General features: G+C 47.9%; 22 protein-coding genes and 1 pseudogene. 17 read left to right on the forward strand and 6 right to left on the reverse strand.

The window, feature by feature from the left end; all coding sequences use genetic code 11:
- Positions 1-83 precede the first annotated feature (83 nt).
- From NYE29_RS25625 to NYE29_RS25650, 6 genes are all read left to right on the forward strand, one after another.
- Complete coding sequence (locus NYE29_RS25625; protein WP_076114102.1) at positions 84-704, forward strand: TetR/AcrR family transcriptional regulator; 621 nt, start codon at positions 84-86, stop codon at positions 702-704.
- Positions 705-738: 34 nt separating this feature from the next.
- On the forward strand, positions 739-1,212 hold the full coding sequence (locus tag NYE29_RS25630) for a flavodoxin domain-containing protein (protein WP_076114103.1): 474 nt from the start codon (positions 739-741) through the stop codon (positions 1,210-1,212).
- A 222-nt stretch (positions 1,213-1,434) separates the two neighbouring features.
- Positions 1,435-2,238 carry an undecaprenyl-diphosphate phosphatase gene (locus tag NYE29_RS25635; RefSeq protein WP_076114104.1) on the forward strand — a complete coding sequence of 268 codons (804 nt, stop codon included), beginning with the start codon at positions 1,435-1,437 and terminating at the stop codon, positions 2,236-2,238.
- Positions 2,239-2,317: 79 nt separating this feature from the next.
- Complete coding sequence (locus tag NYE29_RS25640; RefSeq protein ID WP_340897987.1) at positions 2,318-2,884, forward strand: MarR family winged helix-turn-helix transcriptional regulator; 567 nt, start codon at positions 2,318-2,320, stop codon at positions 2,882-2,884.
- A gap of 108 nt (positions 2,885-2,992) precedes the next feature.
- Positions 2,993-3,502: a hypothetical protein gene (locus tag NYE29_RS25645; protein ID WP_340897990.1), complete on the forward strand. Its 510-nt coding sequence runs from the start codon at positions 2,993-2,995 to the stop codon at positions 3,500-3,502.
- Positions 3,499-4,365: an SDR family oxidoreductase gene (locus NYE29_RS25650; protein ID WP_340897992.1), complete on the forward strand. Its 867-nt coding sequence runs from the start codon at positions 3,499-3,501 to the stop codon at positions 4,363-4,365. The genes NYE29_RS25645 and NYE29_RS25650 overlap by 4 nt, the downstream gene beginning before the upstream one ends.
- A 343-nt stretch (positions 4,366-4,708) precedes the next feature.
- On the opposite strand, the gene NYE29_RS25655 is transcribed toward NYE29_RS25650, so the two are convergent.
- A complete protein-coding gene (locus NYE29_RS25655) occupies positions 4,709-5,656 on the reverse strand; it encodes a Gfo/Idh/MocA family protein (RefSeq protein ID WP_340899804.1) in 948 nt (315 codons plus the stop codon).
- Positions 5,657-5,778: 122 nt separating this feature from the next.
- Here NYE29_RS25655 and NYE29_RS25660 point away from each other — a divergent pair, with 122 nt between their 5' ends.
- Entirely contained in the window at positions 5,779-6,735 is a 957-nt protein-coding gene (locus tag NYE29_RS25660) for a helix-turn-helix transcriptional regulator (RefSeq protein ID WP_340897994.1), read from the forward strand.
- Positions 6,736-7,007: 272 nt separating this feature from the next.
- On the forward strand, positions 7,008-7,400 hold the full coding sequence (locus NYE29_RS25665) for a hypothetical protein (protein ID WP_340897995.1): 393 nt from the start codon (positions 7,008-7,010) through the stop codon (positions 7,398-7,400).
- Between the two features lie 87 nt (positions 7,401-7,487).
- Here the strand turns inward: NYE29_RS25665 and NYE29_RS25670 are convergent, their stop codons facing one another.
- Positions 7,488-8,717, reverse strand: coding sequence for an MDR family MFS transporter (locus tag NYE29_RS25670; RefSeq protein ID WP_340897996.1), 1,230 nt, complete (start codon positions 8,715-8,717; stop codon positions 7,488-7,490).
- A gap of 141 nt (positions 8,718-8,858) precedes the next feature.
- Between NYE29_RS25670 and NYE29_RS25675 the strand changes: the two genes are divergently transcribed.
- The gene (locus tag NYE29_RS25675) at positions 8,859-10,646 is read left to right on the forward strand and encodes an ABC transporter substrate-binding protein (protein WP_340897997.1); all 1,788 of its coding nucleotides are present in this window, start codon (positions 8,859-8,861) and stop codon (positions 10,644-10,646) included.
- A gap of 138 nt (positions 10,647-10,784) precedes the next feature.
- On the forward strand, positions 10,785-11,333 hold the full coding sequence (locus tag NYE29_RS25680) for a hypothetical protein (protein ID WP_340897998.1): 549 nt from the start codon (positions 10,785-10,787) through the stop codon (positions 11,331-11,333).
- A gap of 242 nt (positions 11,334-11,575) precedes the next feature.
- Here the strand turns inward: NYE29_RS25680 and NYE29_RS25685 are convergent, their stop codons facing one another.
- On the reverse strand, positions 11,576-11,743 hold the full coding sequence (locus NYE29_RS25685) for a hypothetical protein (RefSeq protein ID WP_179091874.1): 168 nt from the start codon (positions 11,741-11,743) through the stop codon (positions 11,576-11,578).
- Positions 11,744-12,034: 291 nt separating this feature from the next.
- Between NYE29_RS25685 and NYE29_RS25690 the strand changes: the two genes are divergently transcribed.
- The 3 genes from NYE29_RS25690 to NYE29_RS25700 all read left to right on the forward strand — a co-directional run bounded on the left by NYE29_RS25690 (position 12,035) and on the right by NYE29_RS25700 (position 19,210).
- A complete protein-coding gene (locus NYE29_RS25690) occupies positions 12,035-12,664 on the forward strand; it encodes a hypothetical protein (protein WP_340897999.1) in 630 nt (209 codons plus the stop codon).
- A gap of 161 nt (positions 12,665-12,825) precedes the next feature.
- On the forward strand, positions 12,826-17,595 hold the full coding sequence (locus tag NYE29_RS25695; protein ID WP_340898000.1) for an S-layer homology domain-containing protein: 4,770 nt from the start codon (positions 12,826-12,828) through the stop codon (positions 17,593-17,595).
- Positions 17,596-17,989: 394 nt separating this feature from the next.
- Positions 17,990-19,210: an aminotransferase class I/II-fold pyridoxal phosphate-dependent enzyme gene (locus NYE29_RS25700; protein WP_340898002.1), complete on the forward strand. Its 1,221-nt coding sequence runs from the start codon at positions 17,990-17,992 to the stop codon at positions 19,208-19,210.
- A 13-nt stretch (positions 19,211-19,223) separates the two neighbouring features.
- On the opposite strand, the gene NYE29_RS25705 is transcribed toward NYE29_RS25700, so the two are convergent.
- Entirely contained in the window at positions 19,224-20,543 is a 1,320-nt protein-coding gene (locus NYE29_RS25705) for an outer membrane protein assembly factor BamB family protein (protein WP_340898003.1), read from the reverse strand.
- A 175-nt stretch (positions 20,544-20,718) separates the two neighbouring features.
- On the opposite strand from NYE29_RS25705, the gene NYE29_RS25710 reads away from it, so the two are divergent.
- Positions 20,719-21,075, forward strand: coding sequence for a hypothetical protein (locus NYE29_RS25710; protein WP_340898005.1), 357 nt, complete (start codon positions 20,719-20,721; stop codon positions 21,073-21,075).
- Between the two features lie 195 nt (positions 21,076-21,270).
- Here NYE29_RS25710 and NYE29_RS25715 read toward each other — a convergent pair whose 3' ends face one another.
- Positions 21,271-22,221, reverse strand: a complete 951-nt coding sequence (locus NYE29_RS25715; RefSeq protein WP_340898006.1) for an alpha/beta hydrolase — start codon at positions 22,219-22,221, stop codon at positions 21,271-21,273.
- A 312-nt stretch (positions 22,222-22,533) separates the two neighbouring features.
- A complete protein-coding gene (locus tag NYE29_RS25720) occupies positions 22,534-23,829 on the reverse strand; it encodes an APC family permease (RefSeq protein WP_340898007.1) in 1,296 nt (431 codons plus the stop codon).
- 142 nt (positions 23,830-23,971) lie between these two features.
- Here NYE29_RS25720 and NYE29_RS25725 point away from each other — a divergent pair, with 142 nt between their 5' ends.
- The 3 genes and pseudogenes from NYE29_RS25725 to NYE29_RS25735 all read left to right on the forward strand — a co-directional run.
- The gene (locus NYE29_RS25725) at positions 23,972-24,907 is read left to right on the forward strand and encodes a LysR family transcriptional regulator (RefSeq protein ID WP_340898008.1); all 936 of its coding nucleotides are present in this window, start codon (positions 23,972-23,974) and stop codon (positions 24,905-24,907) included.
- 31 nt (positions 24,908-24,938) lie between these two features.
- Positions 24,939-25,868, forward strand: a complete 930-nt coding sequence (locus NYE29_RS25730; RefSeq protein ID WP_340898009.1) for a tyrosine-type recombinase/integrase — start codon at positions 24,939-24,941, stop codon at positions 25,866-25,868.
- Positions 25,853-26,242 (forward strand): annotated as a pseudogene (locus NYE29_RS25735) (VOC family protein); the annotation flags it as partial. The gene NYE29_RS25730 and the pseudogene NYE29_RS25735, both read left to right, overlap by 16 nt.
- Between the last annotated feature and the right edge of the window lie 73 nt (positions 26,243-26,315).

Here is a 26,315-nt window from a genome sequence, read left to right on the forward strand (position 1 = left end):
GTTGAGTTACATGTTGAACATCGTTCAATAACATTACATTGTTTAATGAATTGGATTATTGTAGTAGTTTGAAGGGAGTCACTATGAGCAAAGAAAGCCGGCAAGAGCGTGAGCGGGAAGCCATGCGGACACTGATTCTGGAAACGGCAGGCCAATTAGTGGCCGAGAATGGAATACAGAAGCTGTCGATCCGCAAAATAGCTGAACGTATGGAGTATTCACCGGGGATCATTTATCACTATTTTGAGGGGAAAGAGGATATCGTCGGGCAATTGCTGGAGCAAGGGTACCGCAATCTGCTTCAGAACCTGAACGCTGCCACGGCACATAACAGTGAAGAATTATTACCGGAGCAGGCGTTGAGCCGCTCGTTGTCGCAATTTATTCGCATGGCTATAAAGGAGGGGACACAATACCGCAATGTAATGTTTAATGATTCTGCGGCAGTCCTCAGGCATACTGCGGTGCTGCATATGGGGGCTTCACAGGAACGGAAAGCAATCGGCATGTTGTGTGCAACACTCCGCAGGTTCAAAGGCTTGGAGTCACAAAGTGAGCGCGAACTGGAGCTGACTGCCCAAGTTATCTGGAGCGCAGCCTTCGGGTTGATTATCAGACTGACTGTAGAGAATCCCCCGGAGGAACAGAAGGCAGCCCTCATTTCACGTCATTTGCAGGCGATGCTAACGATAGCATCAGGATAATTCCCATTCTGAAAGCTGACAAGGAGCGGGTATAATGAAGACATTGATTTTGTATGCCACTAAATACGGGTGTACAGAGAAGGCAGCCTATCTCTTGAAATCCAAGCTGCGGGGCGAAGTGGAAGCGATCAATCTTAAGTACGTCAAAGTTCCACCGCTTACTGCGTATGACAATATCATTTTAGGCGGCTCCGTCTATTATGGGAAAATCCGCAAGGAAATGGCCCAATTCTCCCAAGATAATAAGGAGATGTTAAAGAGCAAACGTCTCGGGCTGTTCATTTGCGCAGGCTTGAAGGGAGAGCAGGCGGAGAAAGAGCTCCGACTTGCTTTTCCTGAAGAATTGTACAGCAAAGCCCTTGTGAAGGAAGTATTCGGAGATGAGATTTATACCGATAAAATGTCTGCAACGGACAAATTAATCCTCCGGATCGCCAAAGGAAAGGAAAAAGGCAATACAGGGTTGGCTTTGGACAGGATAACGAGCTTTGCTCATTCGATGAATTAACTAATAAAAGAAGAGGAAGACGACTAGTTAACATAATAATTACTATGTTAACTAGTCGTCTTTGTTTAATGATCACTTATTCAATAGAGAATATGAGCAATGTGACAATTATGTCATACTAAATTGAATATTGTTATGTTAAGCGATGGGAATATAGATATGCTCCCCCTTATACTGGAAATTGTTATATGAGCTTATTTTCGAAAGGGGGGCTATCCACTGATGAGTGATGTAATTAAAGCAATCATACTCGGCATAATTGAGGGCTTAACTGAATTTTTACCGGTATCGTCTACTGGACATCTTATTTTAGCAGGCAATTTGCTTAGCTTTGAGGGAGACGCGGCAATCACATTTAAAATTGTTATACAGTTGGGTGCAGTGATGGCAGTTCTAATTCTTTATTGGAGGAGGTATTTGAAGATTGGGGCTAATATGATTAGAATGGATTTTTCCAAAAGTAAAGGATTAAATGTCATTCATATGATTTTGGCTATGTTACCAGCATTAATCCTATATCTTCTCTTCAAGGACACAATAAAAAGCAAATTATTCGGCCCAACCCCTGTCTTGATCGGTCTAGTTGTGGGTGGAGTGTTGATGATCATTGCAGCAAGGAGTAGGAGAACTGAAACCGCTGATACGATTGATGGGATTAATTATAAACAGGCTTTCGGTATTGGCCTGTTCCAGTGTTTGGCTTTGTGGCCGGGATTTTCGAGATCAGGTTCGACGATTTCAGGTGGTCTTTTGCTTGGCACTAGCCAAAAAGCCGCTGCAGATTTCACGTTCCTTATTTCCGTGCCTGTTATGTTTGGTGCAAGCTTGTTGGATTTGTACGATAGTCGTGATTTGCTGAATTCTGACGATTTTTTTCTAATGTTAATTGGCTTTACGACATCCTTTATTGTGGCAATGATTGCAGTAGTGACGTTTATCAAACTGATTAAACGACTTCGCTTGGAATGGTTTGCGCTATACCGTTTTGTCTTAGCAGCTCTTTTCTATTTTATCGTTATATTGTAAACAGTGTTGTATTGGATTAACGGTTGATGTGTTATTAAAATGTGTTGACACAAAAGTAATTAGGGACCATACTACATATATGAACAACAATAATAAAATAACAAATGACATTGACGCTATTCCCTCGCTTGTACAATCCAAGCGTCAGATTGACCGCTATAACCTAGACATAGACGCACAGGCTATACTCGTCGCGTCTAGGCTAATGGCAGCGGGAGCCAAGCTTGGGCATGCCTCGGAGATTCATTTCTCTAGATTCGGTTTATCAACAGGACGATATCGTTTATTGGCAGATCTTGAAGACAACGAAGGAGAAGAGTTGCCTTCGCAATTAGCGGAGCATCTAGGCGTTACACGTGCTACAGTGACTGGTCTTATCGACATTCTTGAACGGGATGGCCTAGTAACTCGGCGATTAAGCTCAGACGATGGCCGTCAGAGATCGGTCATTTTGACGGAAGAAGGAGCGAAGAAGCTCCGCGAAATGGCTCCTGAGCATTTCGCGTGGCTGGAAGCAATGGTGGGCTTACTCAATATCGATGAGCGCAGCGTTTTTCTCGACTTGCTAGGCCGAGTTACACAAGGGATCTCAGCACTTACGGGTGAACTAGGCTCGAAACCAAAAGGAAACATCAGTAATGAGTAGAATGGGCTAGTGATACTAGCCCATTTTCACTCTTATATAGTTAGGCACCTAATTATATCTCACTGAAAGCAAACGTTGAACTATTTCAAAGAAGAAAGGAGCAACTAAATGAACCAGATGAAATACCCGACTCAGACAGATGATGTTTACGGTATCAAGGCTGTTGGTTCCAAGAAAAAGACTTTTGTACTATGGCGTGAAGTTGTAATGGCCTATGCTGCTCCTGCCATCATGGCAGGTATCGGGGGATTGGTTACTGCCGATAGGGGACTTCAAATAGGGGCATTGACCACAATCGGCGGTGCATCGGCCTTGATGGCCTTGATGATTGGCCTTTTGTTGCACAGCCGGGTGGGGCATATGCGATGGGTTATCGCTGCACCTCACTTGGTTGTGGTAGGAGTGTTCGCATTGGCCGGGTCCTCGTTTGGCCTATACGCCGCATGGGTGACATCTGTTTCACTAGAAATTATGATTCCAAACAATCACTTGGCCTGGGCCGATCGTGTCTGGATCGATTTCCCGTTGTCTGGATTCATAGCAAGCACGATAGTGACATGGCGGTGGCGTCTCGCCGTCACAACTAATTTTTCATCCAAAAGGAGAAGAAAAAAATGATAGTTATTATGGGAGCAACAGGTACAATTGGCAGTGCGCTTTTGGAACGTTTGGTTGATCTTGGCGTACCTGTCAGGGCGCTGAGCAGAGAGCCAGAGAAGTTGCGTGATCAGATCGGAGAAAAAGGCCGATCGACTATCGAGGTCGCATTGGTGGATGCTTCTGACCCCGAATCGCTGCGCCGCGCGTTTACAGGTGCTAGCCAGCTCTTCCTTGCCATGTCCAACAGTCCAAAACAAATCGAATTGGAAACTTCAATCATTCAGATTGCCGCCGAATCTGGAATCAAACACATCGTAAAAATATCCAGCCCTGCCTTTGAGCAGAGCTCTCCAGTCGCAGTGGCGGGCTGGCATCAAGAAATCGAGAAAACGCTGAGTGAATCGGGTCTTTCCCACACCGTGTTGCGCCCTTATGCTTTCATGCAAAACTTATTGCGCCTTGCACCAACGATCACAACCCAAAATGTATTTTTCGGCTCCATGGGTGATTCACCGTGTAACTTTATTGACTGTCGCGATATCGCAGATGTTGCCGCAGAAGTTCTAACCAACCGCGAGGTAACAGGCCGAATATATACGCTTACTGGTTCGGAGATTTTCAGTTATCCCCAGATCGCGAGTCAACTATCCACCCTGCTTAATCGGCCGATAAGTTACATCAACATGGAACCCCAAGTATTACTCCGTAATCTTATCGAGCACGGGCATATGCCTCCTTGGCTTGCGAACCACGTTGTGGAAATTCAAACTATGTCTACGGTGGTGCCAGAAAGTCCAAATGACACTGTGAAGTGCTTGCTTGGCAGAGAACCACGCACGCTTGACGCCTTTCTGCATGAGCGTGTAGAAAATTTCCGGTAGAGGCGGAGTCCACCTATTTTGAAATTTGTGTCGTTGGCAGCATTTTATTCCGATCTCAGACAGGTCATTAAGCTAAAGGGATTCGTTAGCGCAAAAAAACTGCGGCAGACTAGGACTTTATTTCGTCCATGGCTGCCGCAGTTTCTTTTATTTAGCCCAGTCTGATACTTGAATTTATAGATAATATTTCAACATATGAAAAATTCACAATAGAAAACCCTTAACTACACCATTCCCTTGATACTCCAGAGCAAACCTTACACACAGCGAACTTGCATACTAAACCCAGGAAAAAGACCGGGGCACAGCCCCGATCATAAAAATTAATTCACTGATTTCGTGCTTAGTCTGTAGAGCCGGTTAACCGCTGCTTCAGATTAAGCGCTATTTCCATGGACTGGAGCGCTTGATTCAGCGAAAGGACGGACTCCGAGCAGTCTTGTAAACAGTGAATCGCATGCTGGAGACTTTGCTTGTATGGATCTTGTTTCTCCAGAACGATCTCTTGCTTGCCGGCCTTGCTGTATTCATACAATGCAGTATCGATGTTTCCCTGCATGTCATCACTTTCATGAAAGACCAGCTTCGCCTGCTCAAAGTAAGCCTCATATCCAACTGTAAAAGGGTAAGAATCAGGCATAAGCGAAGAAACGGTAACTTCCGCTGAGACCCCGGATTCCTCAAAGGATACACGGACCAGCGCTTGTTCCTCCTTGCCGCCATTTGTTCCCCATGCGGAGGAGGGAGCAGTTGAACCCAGCAGCCAGGTGATGAAATCCAGCTCATGGATCATCAGATTTGTAGGGAGGGTGCCAAGCCCCAGATTCCCCCAAAGTGGTGGGGTTTCTCTTTTGACAGACACATGCAGCAGCTTGCCATACTTCTCCAGTCGTGCGGATTCATACAGATATTGATAGGCCGGATCAAATTTGATGAACTGATTGACGAGAATTCGTTTCCCATATTGAAGCTCAGCCTCTCTCATTGCCGTCGCATCTTCTAAGCTTAGCACAACCGGAGTTTCACAAAATACATGTTTGCCGGCTTTCAGTGCCTCAAGAGTGTATTTCTTATGTAGTGGAGAAGGTAGACAGATATCAATAATATCCAGTCCGGAATCTTGCATAATGTCTTCTATAGACGATGTGATCTCAACCCCAAGCTCTTCCTTCAGCTTATGCAGCTTGTCTTCGTTCCTCCCGAAGATGACAACCCGGTCAACGCTATCCAGTTTCTTTAATATGGCGGCATGATATGCTCCGAAACCTGTTCCTAATATGCCAATATTCATTTGCAGCAGCTCCTTCTCTCTGATATATTTCATAGTACACTGCTATTGTTGACAACAGAGTGGCAAGAATTCGAGAAGCTTCAAAACCCTATTAATTTCGTGGGTAGGATAGGAGGGAATATATGCGATTGCATCGCTTGATTGGGATATTGTTACTGGTAGAATCCAGGGGGAAAATGAAAGCAAGTGACTTGGCGGCCGCACTAGAAACCTCGGTACGATCCATTTATAGAGACATAGACGTTCTGGCGGAGGCTGGAATTCCCATGATATCTGCACCTGGACCGAATGGCGGGATTTCGTTAATGGAGGGCTACACGGTCAACCTGCGGCAGCTGCACGGGGACGAGATGGTTCAGCTCTATTTAACGGGAATGGGCTTTCAATCAGGAAGGAACAGCGAATCGGGCCTCAAGTTGAGGAACGCGTTATTAAAGCTGGAAAAGTCCTTGCCAGCCGCTTATCAGGAGGATATCCGCAAAGCCCAAAATGTCTTTTATTTCGATGATACCCCTTGGTGGACGGAACAGAATGCGGTGCCGTGTCTGGAGACTCTGCGTGCTGCACTGTGGAAATCACAAAAGATTAGCGTTCAATACCGAAAGGTCAATAACGAAATTTCTTCCCGGTTATTGCTGCCCTACGGCCTCGTAGTCAAACAAGGGGCTTGGTATCTGGTCGCTTATTGCGAGGAGGCAGAGGGGATGCGCACCTTTAAATGCGAGCGGTTCGAAGCGGTACAATTACTGGAAGAAGTATATGGAATCCCGGCGGAGTTTTCTTTGGAGAAGTATTGGAGCAGCGGGGAGGAGAGCTTTAAACAAAGCCGGAGGACTGAAGAACACTATCCGGTAGTCCTTCGCATAGAAAAGGGTAAGCAGGAACTTGTGAACAGGCTTGAAGTCATACACAGGGGTGAAGAGGAGGGATTTCTTGTGTTGACTGTAAATATGTACAGCTATGAAAATGCCTGTCTGAAGGCGCTGGCGCTGCTCACCGATACCGAAATTCTTGAGCCGCCCTTACTTAGAGAGTACATTAAGGAGAAAGTAACTGCTTTGCAGCATAAGTATCTATGATGAAGCTTAGCAATCAATGAAAGTGATGCAGGTATATGGTTGATCAACTGGTTGTACGGAACATTGTCAGATACTTCATTCAGAATCATGTACTTATGGCTGAACTGTCTATCCAGATTGCCCCCGGAATGTTCATTGGAAATGTGTTGATAAGATATGCTTACGTGAACGGAACTCTTGAACCGGCTGACATTAGATACCAGAAAGAAAGTTTATAAGAGTAAGATTACATAAATAATATTATGTAAACTACAACTAAATGGGGTGAGATTTTGTTCAGAGATATTCAACATGCGTGGAACCCGACTCAAGAGGAAATTAAGATATGGGCATATAGTGATGAGCAGATTCCAAGCCAAGACTGGGAGTTAGCGGTTAATAATGTTGAAAATATACCCATGATATGTAGTTTTATTGATGATGATAAATGCCAGAAAAAAACCTTTTTTCTAAGTAGTCTTTACGTTTTTACAGGTGACATTGCTGCATCAGAGATAGAAAGTGATATAGCTGATCTAACTTCATTATTGGACAAAGTTGAAAAAGGTGCAAAAACAGAGGAGCTTAAAACTTGGATTTATCGTTCAAAACATTTGATAAGCTATCCGCAAGAATATGATTACGATTACTGGGGGCTATTTTCAAAGTATGTCTTTAATGTGTGATTAAACGAACAAATTCCACTCTGCGTGTGCAATGTTCACCATTAGTAAACCCGGACAAGCTTCTAAGCTTATCCGGGTTTTTGGTTTCTACACGTTTACATCACCAGCACCCGTTTCTCTGATCTTAAGTCGTTTGTGGGCGGTAATGAGGAAAGGCAGCCCCAAGGCGGTGGTTAAGGCCAAGGGCACAAAGACAGCCGGTCCATTCGCGGCGCCGAATTGATCCAGCAACAGTCCACCTAGAATAGGAGCCATTACATTGCCGAGATTATTAAAGCCTATGGTTCCGAAATACGTACCTTTCCATTCCGGTTTGGCAATCCGGTCAATGAGCATGTCCATCATCGTAAAGAGCAGTACCTCGCCAATGGTGAACAATACGACACTGAACATCAGCAATGCTACTCCACCGGCAATTCCGAACAGCAGCAGGCTCAGCGCTACGCAAAGATTCCCGAGAATCAAAGGGACAATCGGTGAGAATCGGCTTGCCGTGCGGACAATCGGGTACTGGACCACCAGTACAGTTATGGCATTTAGGGACAGCATATAGGAGAATACCTGTCCTCCGTTGGTGAAATGGGCATTCATTGCTAAATACTGGGCCAGTGTGGAGCTGAAATGCCCATATCCCAGCACACAGAAGATTGTACCCAGCAGTACGGGCAGGAATACCCGATCCCGGGTGGTCGTTGCCAGCGCTTCGCGCAGCTTCGGAGCACGGACTTCGGAACGCTGCGGAAGAGTGGAATGATGGATGCGGAACTGCATAAACAGCACAAGCCCATAAGCGATATACACAATTCCGGCGATCAGAAACGGGAAGGTAGATTTTGCAGAGCCCAGCTGCAGGCCAATAATCGGACCAAAAACAACACCCAGATTGACGGCGGCGTATCTTAAATTGAACACGAGCAGTTTATGGTCCGGTGGGGTAATATCCGACAGCAAGGCGCGAGAAGTAGGTTCAAATACGGCACGACATAGGCCGTTTAGCGTATTAACCAGGAAGAATACCCATAAATGCTGGGCGGCAGAGAAGCCGAAGAATACACAGGCCCAGCCGAAGACCGAGACCAGCATTACGATTTTACGCCCGATAACATCAGAGATATAACCTCCATAGAAACTGACCAGGACGCCAGCCAGTGAGCTGACAGCTACCGTAAAACCAGTCTGTGTCGCGGAAGCGCCAAGCACCTGGGTGAGGTAGATGGATAAGAAGGGGATGCTCATGGAGGTAACCAGGCGTCCAAACATTGTCCCGATAATAATGGTCCAGGCTAAGGGATGGATGTGCTGCAAATGTTGTTTCATATAATGTGAATCTCCTACTCTGGTTGCTGAATTTTTAAACCTGCTAATCGAAGCTGCTTTATGTATAATTGTAATGATAAAAGGGGGAAGTGAAAGTGTAAGGTTTGCGTTCCCCGTTTCACCTTTAAAGGAGCATGGATCATGGACAATAACGTCACACATTATTTACGGGTTGCCTCGGAGATTAATAATCCCTTTAATATTCATATGCCTATTCCGGTGACAATTGAGCTGCTGGCATCTGTGCTGTGCTGCACGCCACGCAACGTGAAATTTATTTTGCGCAAGCTCGAGGAGAAGGGGTTCATTCAGTGGCAGGCAGGACGGGGGAGAGGCCACACCTCGGTGATGACTTTTTTACGCACTGTGGAAGAGATATTGGAGAATTACCTTTTGGAGCTGATTAGCAGCGGGGAAATAAAGCAGGCCATCGAGTTAATTGGGCTGCCTGAGGTCAAAGGTCCGTTAAAGGAAAGGTTATTAACCTTGTTAAATAAAGAGATGGGCTATCAGAGTGAGACAGAATCGACCACAGGACTTGATATCCTGCGGATTACCCGCAACCGCAGCATGGAGAAGCTTGACCCCGCTTTTGTGTACACAGCTTTTGAAGCCTATCTGATCGGACAAATCTGCAGTACTTTAGTTACATATGATGCCGTCAGCGATTCCTTTCATCCGGCTCTGGCCCATATGTGGGAAGCGAATGAGGACCATACCAGTTATATCTTCTATTTGCGCAAAGGTGTTCGTTTCCATCACGGCAGAGTGATGACCTCGCGGGATGTGAAAAGTACACTGCAGCGGCTGGTGGAGCTGGACAGTTCGGCATTATGGCATTTTCGGGGGATTGAAGAAGTAGAGCTTGAGGGGGATCACCGGATCCGCTTCAAGCTGTCATCGCCCAATCTCTTTTTTCTTCATCTCTTAAGCTCTATTCACATGTCGATTCTGCCCTTTGATGCTGATAATGACCAAGAACCCCTTGGAACAGGTCCCTACCGGCTGATGAATTTGAATGAAGATGTGCTTGTGCTTGCAGCCTTTGATGATTACTACAGCATTCGTCCGCTCTTGGACCGGGTCGAGATCTGGTATTTGCCGGATCAGGGCTCTGGTGCACGCCAATACCAGCTACCGGATGCTGCAGTTTCAGGCTCTTATTCGGATGGTTGCTCTGGCAACAGTATTGATTACCCGGCACTGGGTTGCAGATATATTATCGTGAATTTTCGCAAAGAGGGCATTCAGCACAATCCGCTTTTTCGCCAGGCGATGCGTCTTCTTTATGATCCATCTGCGCTGATCAAGGAACTGGGCGGTAACCGGATTACACCGGCAGACAGCTTCCTGCCTTGGTACAGCCGCCGCATTATCTGGAAAGAGCATTCGCTTGAAGAGGCGGCGAAGCTGCTGGAATCCAGCGGGTACAGCGGAGAAGAGATTACGCTTGCTTATGTTCCCAGAAAGGATGAGCTTGAAGAAGCTGGGTGGCTGCAGCAGCGTGCGGAGCAAATCGGCCTGCATATTTGCCTGATGTCCTACAAGGAATACAACATGGAGGAAGTCAAGCAGCAGGCGGATTTCCTGTTTGCGGAAGAGGTGCTCGAAGATGATTGGCAGTGGGGAATGATTAATTACTTTGTGAACAAGTCCAACCATCTGCACGCGTTGCTTCAGGACAGTCAGCGGGACCAATTACAGCGGGAACTGGAGCATTTTGCAGAACAACCTGCAGAAGGCAGAGGCGAACTTCTGGAGCGGACGGAAGCGATTCTGCGCGAGAATTGTTGGGTCCTCTATGGCTGTCATATGAACAAAAGAGCCCAGCTGAATCAGAGTCTGTTCGGCTTGCATACGGGATCCTTTGGTTTTCTGGACATCTCCAGGCTGTGGATCAAACCGGGTTTCCCGGAGACCCGTATGTGAAGCATGACTAACCTGGCAATTAAACCTGCCTGATTCACAATAAAACAGGAAAGAAAAACCTGGTAATTTCTCTTTATTCTATGTGCTCCCGCTTATATCATTAGGCATATGTCTGATTGGAAAAGGGAGGGCCTTATGTTGTCCAAGCTGACTGCCCGCAAAAAAATAGCATTTCTTTTACTTGGAATCTTACTTTCTTCCGATGTACTACTTGTCCTACTTGGGCTGTTGGATTATTCGCCTGGACCGCGGCTTCACCCATCGGGGGGATATATTGTCCTCTATCATGTAATCCTGCTAAGTGTGTCACTGGTTCTGCTCCAAAAACAGCTGCTCCTGATCCTGACGGTTTCCTTAATCCTGTTGCTGTTCGGGGTGAAATACTTTTGTTCGTCGTTTATGGGCTGGCAATATGAATATTTGCAATCCCCCCGGAATCAAGAGCTGCTGGTTGTGAAATACCGGATCGCTACACTAGGGGAAAGCCAATATTTCGCTGAATTTTACCGGAGCCGGTATTTTGGATTATTCATGCATAAGCTGGAAAATCAGGACTACTGGTTTATGATTCGCGGTGAGGATCGGGATCCGGATAAGGTGCTTGGGCTGAGCAGTCCTACCTGGAAGCATGAGCGGGAAGTGATTCTGGATACGGCAAGCGGGGAGCATACCATCAGATTGTATTGAAATGAGCATGTAGCAGAAGAGAGCTGGTTAATTCAATGCCTCCCCTGCCAGTGATAGAATTTGGCCGCATCTCGGATGTTACTCTGGGAATTCTTGAAGATAACGGTGTCCGCAATTGGGTGCCGCAGCATGAATTGAATTAATTAGAAGAACAAAGGGGAGTGCCGCATCACCGGCACTCCCCTTTGTTCTTCCTGTCTTGTGGATTCAGAGAGAAGATTACTTTCCCCGGCTTAATCTTCTCAACCTGCTTGTTTGCCCTCGCATTTCTTGCAGACTTCAAGCTTCTCGCCGGCAACACCTTTGCCGATATAGAGCAGCTTGATTCGCGTGCTGCCACAGATCGGGCAGGTTCCTCTGCCGCGGGACGGCATCCGCCAGAGCGCTTTGCCGCGTTTATTCTTGGACATGAATTTCGCCCACCTTCGCCATTGATATCCTATCTTATGCCTAGAGTGAACTAACGGTTCTGCCTGAACAGGATTCATTTTTAAACCTGTTGAGCACAATCCTATATTATGTTTTAGTTTGATTTAGAAAATTATTTACTAGAGTGTAACAAATATTACGTTATATATAGATATAAATAGATATAATCAGACATAATTAGATTTGACATAGCAAATATCCATAGTGATTCAAGAAGAGGCTGCGCAGCGGAATTTTCCGTCTGTACAAATATAATCTAGGAGGAGTGGAAGATGATTAGTTTATCACGCACCCACATATTCGGCAGAAGATTAGGTCTCATGATTCTTGGTCTCTTATTTACGGTGTCGGTCTCTGCGGCAAGTTTACTCGTGCCGGAAGAGGTCTTCGCAGCACCTACCAGCTCTATTGATCTGTATTTAGACAACACTTTTGTAGGGACAATAACTTCTACAGATATTAATGCCAATGCAGATTATTTTGACTATACAGGCAATCGCAACAATCTCACGAATGCAGCGTATACTGCCTACGGCAGTCCGGTTCTCGAACTGTTCCAGAGTCTAATAGACAACGAAGCGTTAAGTGTCGATGTAGACTCCGATGTAATTAGTGTAACGTTCTCCTCGCTGGTTGGACCTAACTACACCAGAACCTTCAACAATCCGGGGACTCAGCTGTTCTCCAGCCGTTATACCTTCCCGAATCCGGACATTGCTACCTCCGGAACATTGGTGCCGGCAATTTTGGCTACTGATATCAACGGCAGTGGTGAGGATGTTATTCGATTGCTGTTTGGAACTTTAGCAGCGCAAGAGACGAATATTCCTTATTTTCTCTCTAACATTAACCGCATTGACTTGTATACCTCTGGTACCTTTACCGGCGGATATGCTTACTGAGTTGTCATGATCTAGGGAATTGCCGCTGTTGCAGCCTGCATTAGTGAGCGTTCCAAGGAACGGCCTTCTTTGCTTAATACTGCAGGGAAGGCCGATTTTTTATAGGTGCAAGCAATTCAATGTAACGTATACAAAAAACAAGGGGAGATGGAAAAGTGAGAGTGAAGGGAAATAGATGGTGCAGGAGCCTGCTGATAGTTCTGCTCTCTGCGGCAATGCTGGTGCAGGGCTTCGGGAGGAGCCAGAGCAGCGCGGCAGGATTGGAAGCGGAGGGAACCTGGGTATATGAAGGCGATAGGGAAATTGCTGCAAAAGCTGCCCTTCCGGAAATAGCCTATAACAGCAAGGGTGAACTGTACATTAAATATCTCGCTGCTTATAAAAGCGGAAACGGCATTCCTTCCATTCAAAAGTATGACGGAGTGAAATGGATGACGCTTCCTACTCCGCCGGAGGCAATCCCGATGCCGGCGGCTTCGGTGACCACCTCCTTCGTAATCGACAATGATATACTTTATTTGGCATATAGGGGAGATAAGAATGAACTGCATGTGAGCAAGTTGGAGGAAGAGGGATGGGAGAGTCTCGGAGGGCCTGTCTTTGTCAGTGAAAGCACCACGCTTGACCATATTTCCTTAACGATAGTAGATGGAACCCCATATGTGGCGTATTCGGGAGTCGTTAAGGGTGAAAAAGTGTGGCAGATCAAAAAATACATTGCAGGAGCATGGACGTTGATACCCAGTCCTGAGGGAAGTCATCCGAGCGGTGATGCCCCTTTTGCAATAGACGACGACGGTATTTTATATGTAGGCTATATTTCAAGCAACAGTGCACAGAGAGCAACTGTGAAGAAATACAATCCGGACCGCAAGGAATGGGAACGGATCGGCAACCAGAATTTCACTGGTGGAGCGCTTAGCCTGCCTAAGTTAATCGTTGAAGGCGGGATATTATATTTCGGATATGTAGACAGTTCCGCCAACGGCAACAGGCTGACAGTTATGGAGCATTCAGCGGGTGAAATATTGGGAGATTGGACGAAGGCTGGAAATGAGGTTTCCGAGAATAGAGTAAGCTCATATACCTTATCTGCGGATGCCGGAAAGGTGTATGCCGTGTATCGGGATTATACTGAACCCTACACCGTATCTGCCAAAAGCTTAAGCAAGCTCCTAGATGGGAGCTACACCTGGGATAAGCTTGGAGAATCATTATCCGTAACAGTTCAGAGTCTATCCGATATGACAGTCAGGGATGGAGTACCATATGTCAGCTATGTAGAAGACGGCAAGACCGGGTCCATATCCATCATCAAATACAGCGATGCCGATTTCAAACTCTGGGGTCAAGTGCGGGATTCGGCAGTTCAACTGGAGTGGGACGCAGCAGAAAAGGCTACCGGATACATTATTTTTAAAGACGGGGTACAATTCAGCTCTGTCGGCAGAGAAGGACGAAGTGATGTGATTCCGAAGCTTGAAAATAATACATCCTACCGGTTTATGATCCGTACAGTGGATGGACGTTATTCCAATGAAATCAAGATAACACCGTTGGCATTGCCGCCAACTGCTCCACTGCATGTGCAGGTTACTTCGGTCAATAATGCACAAGTGAACATTAGCTGGGATCCGGTTACTGCCGCTACTGGAGCAGATGCAACGGGTTACTACATTTACCAGCGTGATGCGGAAGTCAGCAGTTATCCGGATACACCGGCTGCTGTAGTTACCGGGAATAGCTCCACCGCCTATACATTGACCGAAGGATTGAGCAGTGGCAAGACAGTCTACTTCAAGGTGAGAGCTTTTAATGAGAATGGGGTTAGCGATGAAGCCGAATCTGCAGAGGTCAACGCTACGCCGGGTCTCAACGTATGGGAATCTCTGGGGACCGTTTCCAGCTCTGCCACTATGGACAACTCTTTGATCGTAAATGACGGCACACCTTTTTTGGCCATCGTAGAGAATGGAAAAGTGTCCGTCAAAAAACATACACCCACCGGATGGGAGTATGTTGGAAGCCCAGGATTTCTGGAAGGCGGCGTTGGATATACTTCGCTGGCTTTCTTTAATAACGTGCCGTATGTCGCATCTACGGATATCCATAACAGTGTTACGGTCATGAAGTATACAGGGAAGGGTGCAACCAAATGGGAGTCTGTCGGAGGGAGAAGCATCATCGACAAGCTGGTTGATAATGTAGCTTTGGCTATTGATAAGAACGGTATACCTTTTGTTGCTTTTAACGTCCAGCCTGCCAGTGGCCAAGAGCCGGGTGCAATGGTAATGAGATATAGCGGTAAAGGCAACACTGGCTGGGAGCTTGTCGGGGACGGAATCATATCCGTAGGTGCGGCAGGGACCTATGTATCATTATTTGTAGACGGAATCACGCCCTATGTCGCTTTCCGTGATAATAACGCCAACCGGGGAACTGTCATGATGTATGATGGCGGCCAGTGGGTAGCTTTAGGCGGACGCGGGTTTACCAAGAACATGACAACTGCGAAAGCCGTCAAGTGGACATCGGTATTTGTGTACGAGGGAACGCCTTATCTGGCTTTTCGGGATGTGGGGCCGAATCTGGTCAAATTTAACGGGCAGAACTGGGATTATGTCGGCAGCAAAAATTTTGAAGGGAATCCTGATAACGACCTGAATTATACCCGTCTTTTTATAGATCAGGGCATACCCTATATCTTGTTCAGGTCAGCGGAAAATGGCGGAAAAGCCATTGTAATGAAATATACCGGCAAAGGAGATACCGGCTGGGAATTTGTCGGGAACAAAAGTTTTTCCAAAGGAGCGGTGGATCATACCTCACTATACGTGGAGAATGGCATTATCTATGCTGCATTCACGGATATGGCACAGTCAGGAGGAGATTACAGGACGGTTGTGATGCGGTTTGATGACAGGGGTTCGGCTCCGGCAGTACCGCTGAATGTTACAGCAAGCGCGCGGGATCGCGGGGTTGAACTGAACTGGTCTGCCTCTCCCAAGGCGGATCATTATAATGTTTATTTGCGTACCGCAGGGGAGGGCTACGGTGCACCGGTAGGCGTTGCAAGAAGCAACTATTTATCAGTGAAGGAGCTTGCCAACGACACCACTTATTATTTAACAGTGACCTCGGCTAGCGAAACGGCTGGAGAGAGCGGGAAATCAATGGAGGTTGCGGTGACACCGTTTGACACTGCGGCTCCTCCACTTACGGCTCCGATTGAAGTTAGTCCGGGAAGTGCACCCGGCAGAGCTCTGGTCAAAACTGCAGTTTATGATGAAGTCTATCATGAGTTAAAGCGAATCGTTTCTGTGAAGCCTTTGGATACCCCGGACATTGTGCTTGACCGTGTACCTGCTGAAGCGGTTCCGGTTTCCGCCCTGCCTTTCGAGCTAGCCGATGTGGAAGCTGGAATGTATATCACAATTTATGAGACGGACGAAAAGGGGACAATCTTCCGTTTCAGCTCAAAACTGCTGCAGCGGGGAGAGGTAGCACCATATCCCGTCAGGATGCTCGAAATAGATATTGTACCCGGCAAAACGCAGGGCACGGCCACGGTACAAACGGCGACCTATGATCCGCTCAACAGTATAGCTGTGCAAGTATCAGCCGATGCTATAGCAGTTCCGGTTAAAGGAGATTTCCTACCTGCCGGAGTACTCAGCTACAAGCCGGGGGAAGATATCGCTGTTACAGCGGGTTCGTATATTGCAGTCTATGAAATCAATAAAAGCCGGCAAATTAACGGTTTTGCCCAGGCTAAGGTTTCGGCTGGGCAGATTTATACAGCCCCACTTGCTGGTAACAATCCCGAGTTCCAGAGTGCTGTTGTCCCGCCAGCCGCAAAGCCGGATCTGCTTAAAGTAGATGAGGCATGGGCACTCAAGGAATTGAACAATGCTGAAGCCGCTGTATTAAGTATAAATCTTAAAGATTTTGATAGTTCTGCAACTGGTGCTAAATCTGTATGGTTTCCGCAATCTGTCATCCGCTTGGCGGTTCAGCTCGGTAAACCACTGCAAATTCTTGACCGGGGTTCGAAATGGACGATAGCCGCGCAGCGGTTATTGTCGGCCGAAACGGAAGAGGTCACGCTGACATTTACCCAAAAGACAGCGGTAGATCAGCCTGCAAATACAGAAGGGCGTATTTTGTATACTATTACTTCGTCGGTTAAAAATCTTGATCCGTTGGATAAGAATTCCTTTGCTCTGAACGCACAAATACCGGTTTCTGGTGGAGAAAGTGATCCGGACAAGCTCGTGATTTACGTGCAGGATGAACAGGGGAACTGGCGGTATCTTAACAGCAAGATTACGGGTGGAAGCATAGAATTCGAGCCGGCTCAATGGGGAGCTTATCTGCTGGCGAAATCCACCAAGACCTTTGGAGATCTGAACTCTCACTGGGCCCGGCATGCCATTGAAGTGATGGCTGCCCGAAATATCGCGACTGGAACAGACGAAGGTTTATTTGCTCCGAATCAAACGCTGACCCGTGCAGAGTTCGCGGTGATGCTGGCCCGACTGCTGAATCTTAAAATGGAAGCAGCCGTGTTCACAGATGTCCCTGAAGACGCATGGTACGCGGTGGGAGTAAACGCCGCCGCCGCAGCTGGAATTTTAGGAGGAGCCGGCGGGGAGTACCGGCCGCAGAATTCCCTTTCGCGGCAGGAAATGGCTGTGATGATTATGCGCGCATATCATTTGAGCAACGCAGGCGCGGCAGTAACTGGCGCGACCCCGGCATTTCATGACGCCGGGCGAATGGGAGCCTGGGCACAGCAAGCCGTGAATGAAGCGGCAGCACTCGGCATCATTGAAGGCCAACCCGGGGGGATGTTTAAACCGGATGGGAAGACAACACGTGCCGAAGGGATGACGGTATTATACCGGTTATTGAAACTGCCAGCGAAGTAAAGCTGATTTTCAATAAACAGGAGAGTACAAGTTAAATACGTAATCACACGCAGCCGCCAATCTTTCTGGCGGCTGTTTATCCCATTAGCCAAGATTCTAAGCTATGGAGAAAGAGCTTATTGACTGGATAGTGAAAATCACAGTAGAATGGCCCAATTTCGCCCTAAAAAAACAGCGTATAACATAAATTATACGCTGTTTAATCTGAGATCCATTTTAATAGGTTCATCTAACCATGTGGTTGTGCCGATTTGAGGGCTTATATTGGATTAATAAGGTAATAAAACTATAATATGGTTTTAATTATTTACGCCCTTCTGATGTGAGCTTTGTGTAAAACCGGGTGAAAGAAATCATGCTATACTAATTGGAAAAACAGCTGGGGGTTTTGATTTTGACATACAGCAGTTCCAAACGGGGATGGCGATCGGATAAACTATCGCATTTGGGTTCTTCCATATTCTCGGAAGTATCCGTATGGAAAGCAGAATCACGGAGGTCGGGCATCGAGGTCATCGACCTTGGGATCGGCAGTCCGGATCAGGCACCTGCTCTTGAGATTCGCCAAGCGTTAAGTGATGCAGTTCTCAGGGAGAACAGTTATTCCTATCCCGCTTCCAAGGGAAGCGGCTTGTTCCGCAAGCAAGCGGCAGCCTGGATGAAATGGCGGTTTGATGTTGAAGTGGATGATGAGGAAGAGCTGGTGGCGCTGATGGGTTCACAGGACGGGCTGGCCCATCTTGCTTTGTCCATTTGCAATCCCGGAGATTTGGCGATTGTCCCTGATCCGGGTTATCCGATTTATTCCGGTTCACTGGCGATTGCAGGGGTCAAGGCCTGGCATCTCCCTTTGCTGGAGCAAAATGAGTTTCTGCCTGATCTGGACAGCATTCCTGATGAGATATGGCAGCAGGCGGTTTTTATCCTGCTCAGCTTTCCCGGCAATCCGATTGCGGTTACGGCCGATTTGGCTTACATGGAGAAACTGATTGCTTTAGCCGGGAAATGGGAGGTGCTGGTTATTCATGATTTGGCATATTCGGAGATGGGGTTTGACGGCTACCGTCCGTTAAGTATCCTGCAAGTACCAGGAGCACTAGAGACGGCGGTTGAATTTCATTCGTTCTCCAAGAGCTTTAATATGGCCGGATGCCGCGTTGGTTTTATGACCGGCAACCGCCAAGCTGTCGGCGCACTCCGTGAACTGAAGAGCAATGTAGACTATGGGGTATTTAATCCGGTACAGGAGGCTGCGGCATTTGCGCTGGAGCTGGCGATGGCTGGAGGGGATAAACTGGAGGTGGCCCCGCTTTATGAGCATCGGCGCGATGTGTTTATTGAAGCTTTGTCCTTGGAAGGCTGGTCTGTTGCTAAGCCTAAAGCGACAATGTTTGTTTGGGCACGGCTTCCGGAGGCTTGGGGAACTCCAGGTGAAGTTGGCCGATCACGCAGGTTCGCTCAAGAGCTGCTGCTAAAGACTGGTGTTGCTGTAATCCCGGGGGATGCTTTTGGTTCACAGGGAGAAGGGTTCGTCAGAATCGCGCTGGTTGAAGAAGAAAAGCGGCTCCTGGAAGCTGCCCGGAGAATCGGGGAGTTTCTTCGCAGGAACCGCTAAACGTAAAGATCATTTACTGCAATTCTTTAGGCAGGGCTACGGCCAGCAATTTATGTTCTGTCGGGATCAACGCGATTCCCTTTTCGATCGTAACATTGCCAAAATAATGGTAGCCGGCTCCGGTTTTGATAATCCCGAACAAGGCTCCGGTATCTGCATGATTAATGGAGAGGTACCCGTTCTCGTAAATAGTGAATACAGCCTTGCCAACCCGCTGCAGCAGTTCAACCTTGCTTGCCGGATTGTCGAACGTCACAACACGGTCATTCTCAAGATTGACTCCGGTGATTTGGGTTCCTTTTTGAAAGAATGCCATTCCGTTTGTAGGACCGGCCAGCCATCTGCCATAACTTTCGTAGCTTTTTGTTGCTGTTTCTTTGCTCTGGCCGCGTGTAAACCGTGTTAGCGTATATTCATCCTTATCAAGATTCCCAGCCGCCGTATAGATATAAGAATTCTGAATGGAAGTGTAGTAATTGCTCATTCTGTCGATGTCATTCAGAGGCTGGTAGTCTTCTTGGCCTGATATTTTGCCTGTTGCCGGGTCCAATTGGACCAGTGTTAATAGATGACCCGGAACGGGAGTGGCTTCAGTATCATATTGTTCTTTGACTTGTTTCTGCAGAACCAAATGTCCCTCCTGAACACCTACATAACCATATAAGCCCTCAGTTCTCCATAACTTCTTGCCAGTTGCAAGATCTAGTCCGTAAAATTGTGTGCGTGTATTATCGACGGTGCTGGAGACGACGAGTACGCCTTTATATTCTCCGTAAATGGTGCCTACATACATGGGGATATTCGTATTCTCCCATATTTTCTTGCCTGTCACCGGATGATAGGCAGCTACGCCGCCGCTTTCATTGGAGAAATATACTTTTCCGTTAATCAGGCGAGCCTGTGCTCCGACTTCTATCGGTCGCTTTGACACTTTAACCTTCCACAGCAGCTTCCCCGTGTCAGCGGATACTTTTACGAGCTGTTCGTGATTATCGATAAAGAAGATGGAACTGTTCGTAAGGATCTGCGGCTCCCCGCCGTTTTTGTAGGACCATTTCACTTGGCCGGTAGCTATATTTTTGGCGTACAGTGTATTATTGGCGGTATAAAAGAGGATTCCATTTAAGATGGGCAGCTTGTCATACATGCCAATGCCATCTGTTGCGACAGACCACTTCAAAGGGAGAGAGGTGTCCTTGGCGGCTTTCACAGAAGTGGCGCTGGATGCTGCATAGGCGGTGTCTGTAGCCATTCCTTGCAACGTTAGGGTGGTACCGGATGATAATAGGGAAACAGCGAGAAGTGATGTGAGAATTGTTTTTACTTGTGGCAAAAGAGTCATCTCCTTGTGAATGTTCATATTAGTTAGACGTATAAATGCTTAATAAGTTTCTAAAATAAGGAAGTTGATTATTAGTTAACATAATAATTAATATGTAAACTAATATTTCAACCGGTCCAGATTGGGGTAATAAGGAGCAACTAAAGATTTAATAGGAGGGCTCGTTATGGGATTCAATTTCGGAGGGTTGGGTGGGAAAATACAAGGTCTGATGGATACGGTTAAAGAAGGCGGAGTGGGCGAACTGCTGCAAAAGCTGCCACTAGATCAGCTGCCGCTGGATCAATTGATGGAGAAACTCCCTTTGGATCAGTTGTTATCGGGATCGTTTCTGCAACAGTTTACGCCATTTGAGTCACTGCAGGAGCTGCTGCAAAGCGGAGGTTTCTCTGCATCTTCGGCGGAGGATTTGAAATCCCTGCCACAGGATCAGTTGAATGAGCATGTCAGTCATACGACTTCCTTCAGTTCGTTGAAGGACATGCTGGTCAAAGCGGCGGAATTTTACAGTCAGCGTAAATAACAAGCGGAACTAACCCAGGCTACAGCTTCAGCGGATTTGTGCGGGAAGGCGGTTAAATATTTTATGTGTAAAAATAACTGCTGAGCAGCTGCACACTTTACTGTAATTAAGCCGTTTTTAAGGCATCAGGCCAGCTTCGGAATACACCCGAAGCTGGCCTGATTTCACGTTACATATATCTTGTTTCTTTCAGTATTATTGCCGCAGCCACGCTGTTGCCAAGAGCAGTGCTCCCTTGTTGGCATTCGTGTCTGCGAGCGCATTCAGCATGACAAAGTCATGGATGATGCCTTGAAACCGGGCCGCTGTTACCGTGACACCCGCTTCACGCAGTTTGGCGGCATAGGCTTCGCCTTCGTCCCGCAGCACATCGGCTTCTCCCGTAATAATTAGGGCTTCCGGCAAACCGCTGAGCTGCTCCAGGCTGGCCCGCAGCGGGGAAGCGGTAATCTGAGCCCGTTCCTGCGGATCTGTTGTATATTGATCCCAGAACCATTTCATCCCTTCACGCTGAAGGAAATAACCTTCGGCGAACTGGTGATACGATTCCGTATCGAATGAAGCATCGGTTACCGGATAGAACAGCAGCTGCTTGCTGATTGCCGGGCCTTTGCGTTCTTTGGCCATCAGCGTTATGGCCGCAGTCATATTGCCTCCGACACTGTCACCGGCTACAGTCAATCGCCCCCCGTCAAGACCATGTTCAGATCCATGCTTGGAGATCCATTCCAGCACCGTATAAATTTCCTCAATCGCTGTAGGATACTTGGCTTCCGGGGACAGGTTGTATTCCGGGAAAACAACGGCCGCATCCGCGCCGGCCGCCAGTTCACGAATGAGCCGGTCATGAGTATGGCTGTTACCGAATACCCAGCCGGCCCCGTGAATGTATAAGATAACAGGAAGTGTTGAAGCAGAAGTGTTAACCGGACGAACAATTCGGATCGGAACCTCACCTTTGGGTCCGCCGGGAACAGAGAGATCCTGGATATCGGCCTCCGGTTTTTTTATTTCACCGGACTGAACGGTATCCACCGTTTCTCGGCCCTTTTCAGGACCGAGGTCTGGAAGGAAAGGGGGCTTTGCATTGTCATCGGCAAATTTCTGCGCTGCCGGTTCGAGAACGATCTTTTTATTTTCGGGCATGTTTATCGTCTCCTTTAATGAAATATGGGTTCTATCTCTCTTCAATCCATAACCGTATGCGACCTTCCTGAAACGAAACGCGTTGCAGCCCCCGTTAACCTCCCTAAAAACTTTTAACCACCCTTCATTATTATGCCTCACTACCACTGCCGGAAACCGCCTCAGTATTAGGCTTACAATTGAGAATAAAGAAGGGGAAAGTAGCTCTTCCAGAAGGCAGTAAAAAATGTTCCTTCAAAAGAAAACAGGCCGCATCCTCCTTGCCCGGCAAAGAGGGTGCGGCCTGCTCTATTCAAGGGCCTTGCGCGCCGACTAACGATGTTCCAGTGTCTGAGAGTAACCGCTGCCGGAGCTGCGTTTATTGCGCAAAACGGTGACGACGATAAAGACGATCGTAATCAGCAGCGGATACAGTATTGCCCACCCGGTAAACGGAAACACCGCCAGTGTAGCGATAAAAGATATCCAGCTGATCGTTACTCCAAGCCTGTTGCCTTTGAGCAGCCGGATTCCGGCAGCACAGCCTCCAATGTACGTCAGGATGAAAGTGGCATTGGGGAACTGGATCAGCGTGGTGATGGAGAGCAGGCCACTGCCGTAAAGGAGCAGTACTGCAGCAAAACAAAGCAACAAGAAACCAATAGCCCCAGTGGGCGTCTTGTACCGGCTGGACAGGCGTCCCATCCACTTGGGAGCATAGCCCTGACGGGACAAGGCAAAGGCCACCCGTGATGCAGCACTGGAATAGGCGATAATCGTCGCGGTGCAGATGAACAGGCCGGTAAGTCCAGCGATGAAGCCGCCCCATGCGCCAAGCGGCTGGCTGATGATCCAGACGAGCGAGGAATCAGCGCCTCCACGGAGGTAGCTTTGGGTTCCAACCGTAGCCAGCGCGGATAAGAAATAGAGCACACCTACGATAATAGCGGCGATGGTGACCCCTTTAACAGCTGCACGCTGCGGGTCCTTGAACTCTTCTGAAAGATGGGAGACTGCCTCCCAGCCGATGAAACACCAGAAGAGAATAGCTGCCGCTTGCCCGATGCTCATCCAGCCATGGGGAACAAATGGCGAGAAATGCGTTCTTTCCATGCGGGGGAGTGCGGTGGCAAACGAGAACACCAGCACAGCAATGATTGCAATAACCACGGCAATTTGTACTTTGCCTGCGACCTGCATGCCCATCCAGTTCGTGATCAGGCCAATGGCCAGCATCACGGCGGCGATAACAATTCGGGCTCCGTCCCCCCAGCCCATGGCGGCCGTCATATACCCGGCTCCCGTCAGCGCAGCCACAGGTCCGCCAATGGGCACTGACATCAGGAAGAACCAGCCTACCAATGCTCCAGCCTTGGGGCCGAAGGCCAAAGTGACGAAATGGGACACACCTCCGGCGTTTGGGAATTTAGCGGAGAGGAGCCCCATCGACAAAGCCAGAGGCAGAATCAGCAGGGTCATGAATCCCCAGGCCAGCAGGGAAGCCGGACCGGCCATTTCAGCGGCCAGTCCGGGTACGATTAAAATACCTGAACCAAGCACGGCTCCGATGTATAGAGCAATGGCTTGCGGCATACCGATGTTTCGTTGCAATGTATGAGTGTCCTTCATAAATAAGATCCCGCTTTCCTTTTACCTTGTATTTAGTTATAGAGTATCAGATAATGTATCCATAGGAAAAACGGAAAGTTTGAATGTTATCCATTCGAAAAACCGATGATACATTCCTCCTGGGAAGGTTGGTGAGAGTCATATGGAATCGCGGCATTTATTTACGTTTCTAGTAGTCGTGGAGGTAGGCAGTTTTACCCGTGCTGCTCAAAAGCTGGACTATGCCCAGTCCAGTATTACTGCGCAGATTCAAGCGCTGGAGGCAGAGCTTGGCCAGCCTTTGTTTGACCGCATCAGCAAAAAAATTATTCTGACCGATGCCGGCCGCCGCCTGCTGCCTTATGCGCAGGAAATTCACAGGATGCACTCTTTGGCCCAGAATGCCCTGCGTGCAGAGAATGAGGTATCGGGAGTCCTGCGGATTGGTGCGCCAGAATCGCTGGCCGCCTTCCGTCTGCCTGGCATCATTAAGGAATTTCGCGGACAATATCCGCAGGTTCAAATCACACTGAAACCAGGCGTCTGCTGGGAGCTGGCAGAGTCCGTCCGCTCCGGTGAGCTGGATTTGGCTTTTCTGCTGCAGCCGGAGGCGGAATATAAAGACTTGTGCAGTGAAACATTGATTCATGAAGAGATGACGCTCATTGCACCGCCGGATCATCCTTTGCTGCAGCAGGAGAGTGTCGAACCGCAGCACCTTAAGAATGAAACTATCCTGTTTACAGAAACTGGCTGTACCTACCGGATCTTATTTGAGCGTCATTTGAACAGCCAAGGGGTGTTTCCCGATCCCAAGCTGGAATTCTGGAGTATCGAGGCGATCAAGCAGTGTGTCATGTCCGGCCTCGGCATCTCATTCCTGCCGCTGATTTCGGTAAGAAGCGAGCTGGCCGCCGGTAAGCTGGCCCGGCTCAACTGGAATGATGAATCGCAGCGGGTTGCTACACAAACTGTTTACCATCAAAAGAAATGGAAATCGCCGGCACTTCAGGAATTTTTGCTGACGGTAGAGAAACATGCGGCAATGTGGAGAAGTACAAATACAAATGAAGGTGTATTAAATTCTGTGGTACAATAGGTTGTTGAAATCATGGGGGAGGAGGACATACATGAACGAATTGGGGCCTGACTATGAAGAAGAGCTTGAGGCTTTTCTGATCTGGATGAAGGATGCCGGATTTACGGCGTACACACAGAAATCCTATCTTGCCGATGTGCGGGAGTTTCTTGGGAGCCTGAATGGCAGAAGTCTGGAATCCGTTAAAAAGCTTCAAGTAGTGTCCTATCTGACCTCGGTCCGTGAACGCGGGGTAAGCGATGCGACGCGTAACCGCAAGCATGCCTCGGTAAATTGCTTGTTTAAGGCACTCATTGAGCTGGAATTACTGACATCCAATCCGGCGGCCGGGATCAAGAAATCCAAAACCGAAAAAAACCGTGAGCCGGTCTATCTGGATGAAGTGGATCTGCAGCGGTTTTTGTCTGCTGTAGAAGGCAAATACCGGAGCCGCAATTTGGCTGTTTTCTTACTGATGTCCTATATGGGGCTGCGGGTGGGGGAAGTCCATACGTTGAATTTGAGTGATTATAATGCAGAACGGCGTACACTGCGTGTATTTGGCAAAGGACGCAAATGGCGCAATGTGCCGGTGCCGGAGGATGTCGCCCCTTTTCTGCAGCAAGCCTTGAACGAACGTCTCACCCCTTGGCTTAGCAAAGAGGAGGCGATGTTTATCTCTCAGAAAGGACGCAGACTCTCAATACGGGGAATACAGGGCATAGCTGCAGACACCTTTAGCCGTTTTCAGCAGGAAGTGCCGATGGTTCACCGCCGGCCGTACTCCAGCCACAAGCTGCGTCACTCCTTTGCCACGATGCTGCTGCGCAAGGGGGCCGATTTGCGTACCGTGCAGGAGCTGCTGGGCCATTCGTCCATCCAGACTACAACGGTGTATACGCATATTACAAGCCGGGAGAAGGAAGAAGCCATGTCCAGACTGCAGGTTCAGCTTGAGCCGTATTACATACAGAAAAACTGAATTTTACAGTCAATGAGGATACCTATAAGCCTGAACAAGACAAACGGTGGGTTGTTATTTCTCCGCCTGGTTCAACCGGGACAACGATATTGCTCGCGAGAGCATCCAAATCTGAACAAGAACCGTTTATCGGCAACCAGGCTGGAGGCAGGGTGTTTCTGTTTTTGAACACGGATGATTTTTGGAGAGATTATCAGGAAATGAATGCAAAGGGGATTGAATTTGTAAGGGAGCCGCAAGAACAATCGTACGGGACAGTTGCTGTCTTTAAGGATTTATACGGGAATCTTTGGGATCTGTTGGAGCTGAAGGAGGACCATCCGATTTCTAAAAGAATGATTGTTAGGGAGAGCGCATGCAAGTACGGTACATAGCTGGAATTTTAGTCGAATGCAATCGGCATCGCTTATCTGCTTGAAAAAATCAACACTGATCTTTAGATTGTGC

Origin of the sequence: Paenibacillus sp. FSL M7-1046 (genome assembly GCF_038007405.1) — a bacterium.
In the GTDB taxonomy this organism is placed as follows: domain Bacteria; phylum Bacillota; class Bacilli; order Paenibacillales; family Paenibacillaceae; genus Paenibacillus_AQ.

What these genes read in the sequence shown, in the direction of transcription:
- NYE29_RS25710 (WP_340898005.1), top strand. Translation starts at nt 20,719, where the DNA reads ATGGGATTCAATTTCGGAGGGTTGGGTGGGAAAATACAAGGTCTGATG.
- NYE29_RS25635 (WP_076114104.1), top strand. Translation starts at nt 1,435, where the DNA reads ATGAGTGATGTAATTAAAGCAATCATACTCGGCATAATTGAGGGCTTA.
- NYE29_RS25685 (WP_179091874.1), bottom strand. Translation starts at nt 11,743, where the DNA reads ATGTCCAAGAATAAACGCGGCAAAGCGCTCTGGCGGATGCCGTCCCGC.
- NYE29_RS25670 (WP_340897996.1), bottom strand. Translation starts at nt 8,717, where the DNA reads ATGAAACAACATTTGCAGCACATCCATCCCTTAGCCTGGACCATTATT.
- NYE29_RS25625 (WP_076114102.1), top strand. Translation starts at nt 84, where the DNA reads ATGAGCAAAGAAAGCCGGCAAGAGCGTGAGCGGGAAGCCATGCGGACA.
- NYE29_RS25655 (WP_340899804.1), bottom strand. Translation starts at nt 5,656, where the DNA reads ATGAATATTGGCATATTAGGAACAGGTTTCGGAGCATATCATGCCGCC.
- NYE29_RS25630 (WP_076114103.1), top strand. Translation starts at nt 739, where the DNA reads ATGAAGACATTGATTTTGTATGCCACTAAATACGGGTGTACAGAGAAG.
- NYE29_RS25690 (WP_340897999.1), top strand. Translation starts at nt 12,035, where the DNA reads ATGATTAGTTTATCACGCACCCACATATTCGGCAGAAGATTAGGTCTC.
- NYE29_RS25675 (WP_340897997.1), top strand. Translation starts at nt 8,859, where the DNA reads ATGGACAATAACGTCACACATTATTTACGGGTTGCCTCGGAGATTAAT.
- NYE29_RS25715 (WP_340898006.1), bottom strand. Translation starts at nt 22,221, where the DNA reads ATGCCCGAAAATAAAAAGATCGTTCTCGAACCGGCAGCGCAGAAATTT.
- NYE29_RS25720 (WP_340898007.1), bottom strand. Translation starts at nt 23,829, where the DNA reads ATGAAGGACACTCATACATTGCAACGAAACATCGGTATGCCGCAAGCC.
- NYE29_RS25660 (WP_340897994.1), top strand. Translation starts at nt 5,779, where the DNA reads ATGCGATTGCATCGCTTGATTGGGATATTGTTACTGGTAGAATCCAGG.
- NYE29_RS25725 (WP_340898008.1), top strand. Translation starts at nt 23,972, where the DNA reads ATGGAATCGCGGCATTTATTTACGTTTCTAGTAGTCGTGGAGGTAGGC.
- NYE29_RS25650 (WP_340897992.1), top strand. Translation starts at nt 3,499, where the DNA reads ATGATAGTTATTATGGGAGCAACAGGTACAATTGGCAGTGCGCTTTTG.
- NYE29_RS25645 (WP_340897990.1), top strand. Translation starts at nt 2,993, where the DNA reads ATGAACCAGATGAAATACCCGACTCAGACAGATGATGTTTACGGTATC.
- NYE29_RS25640 (WP_340897987.1), top strand. Translation starts at nt 2,318, where the DNA reads ATGAACAACAATAATAAAATAACAAATGACATTGACGCTATTCCCTCG.
- NYE29_RS25730 (WP_340898009.1), top strand. Translation starts at nt 24,939, where the DNA reads ATGAACGAATTGGGGCCTGACTATGAAGAAGAGCTTGAGGCTTTTCTG.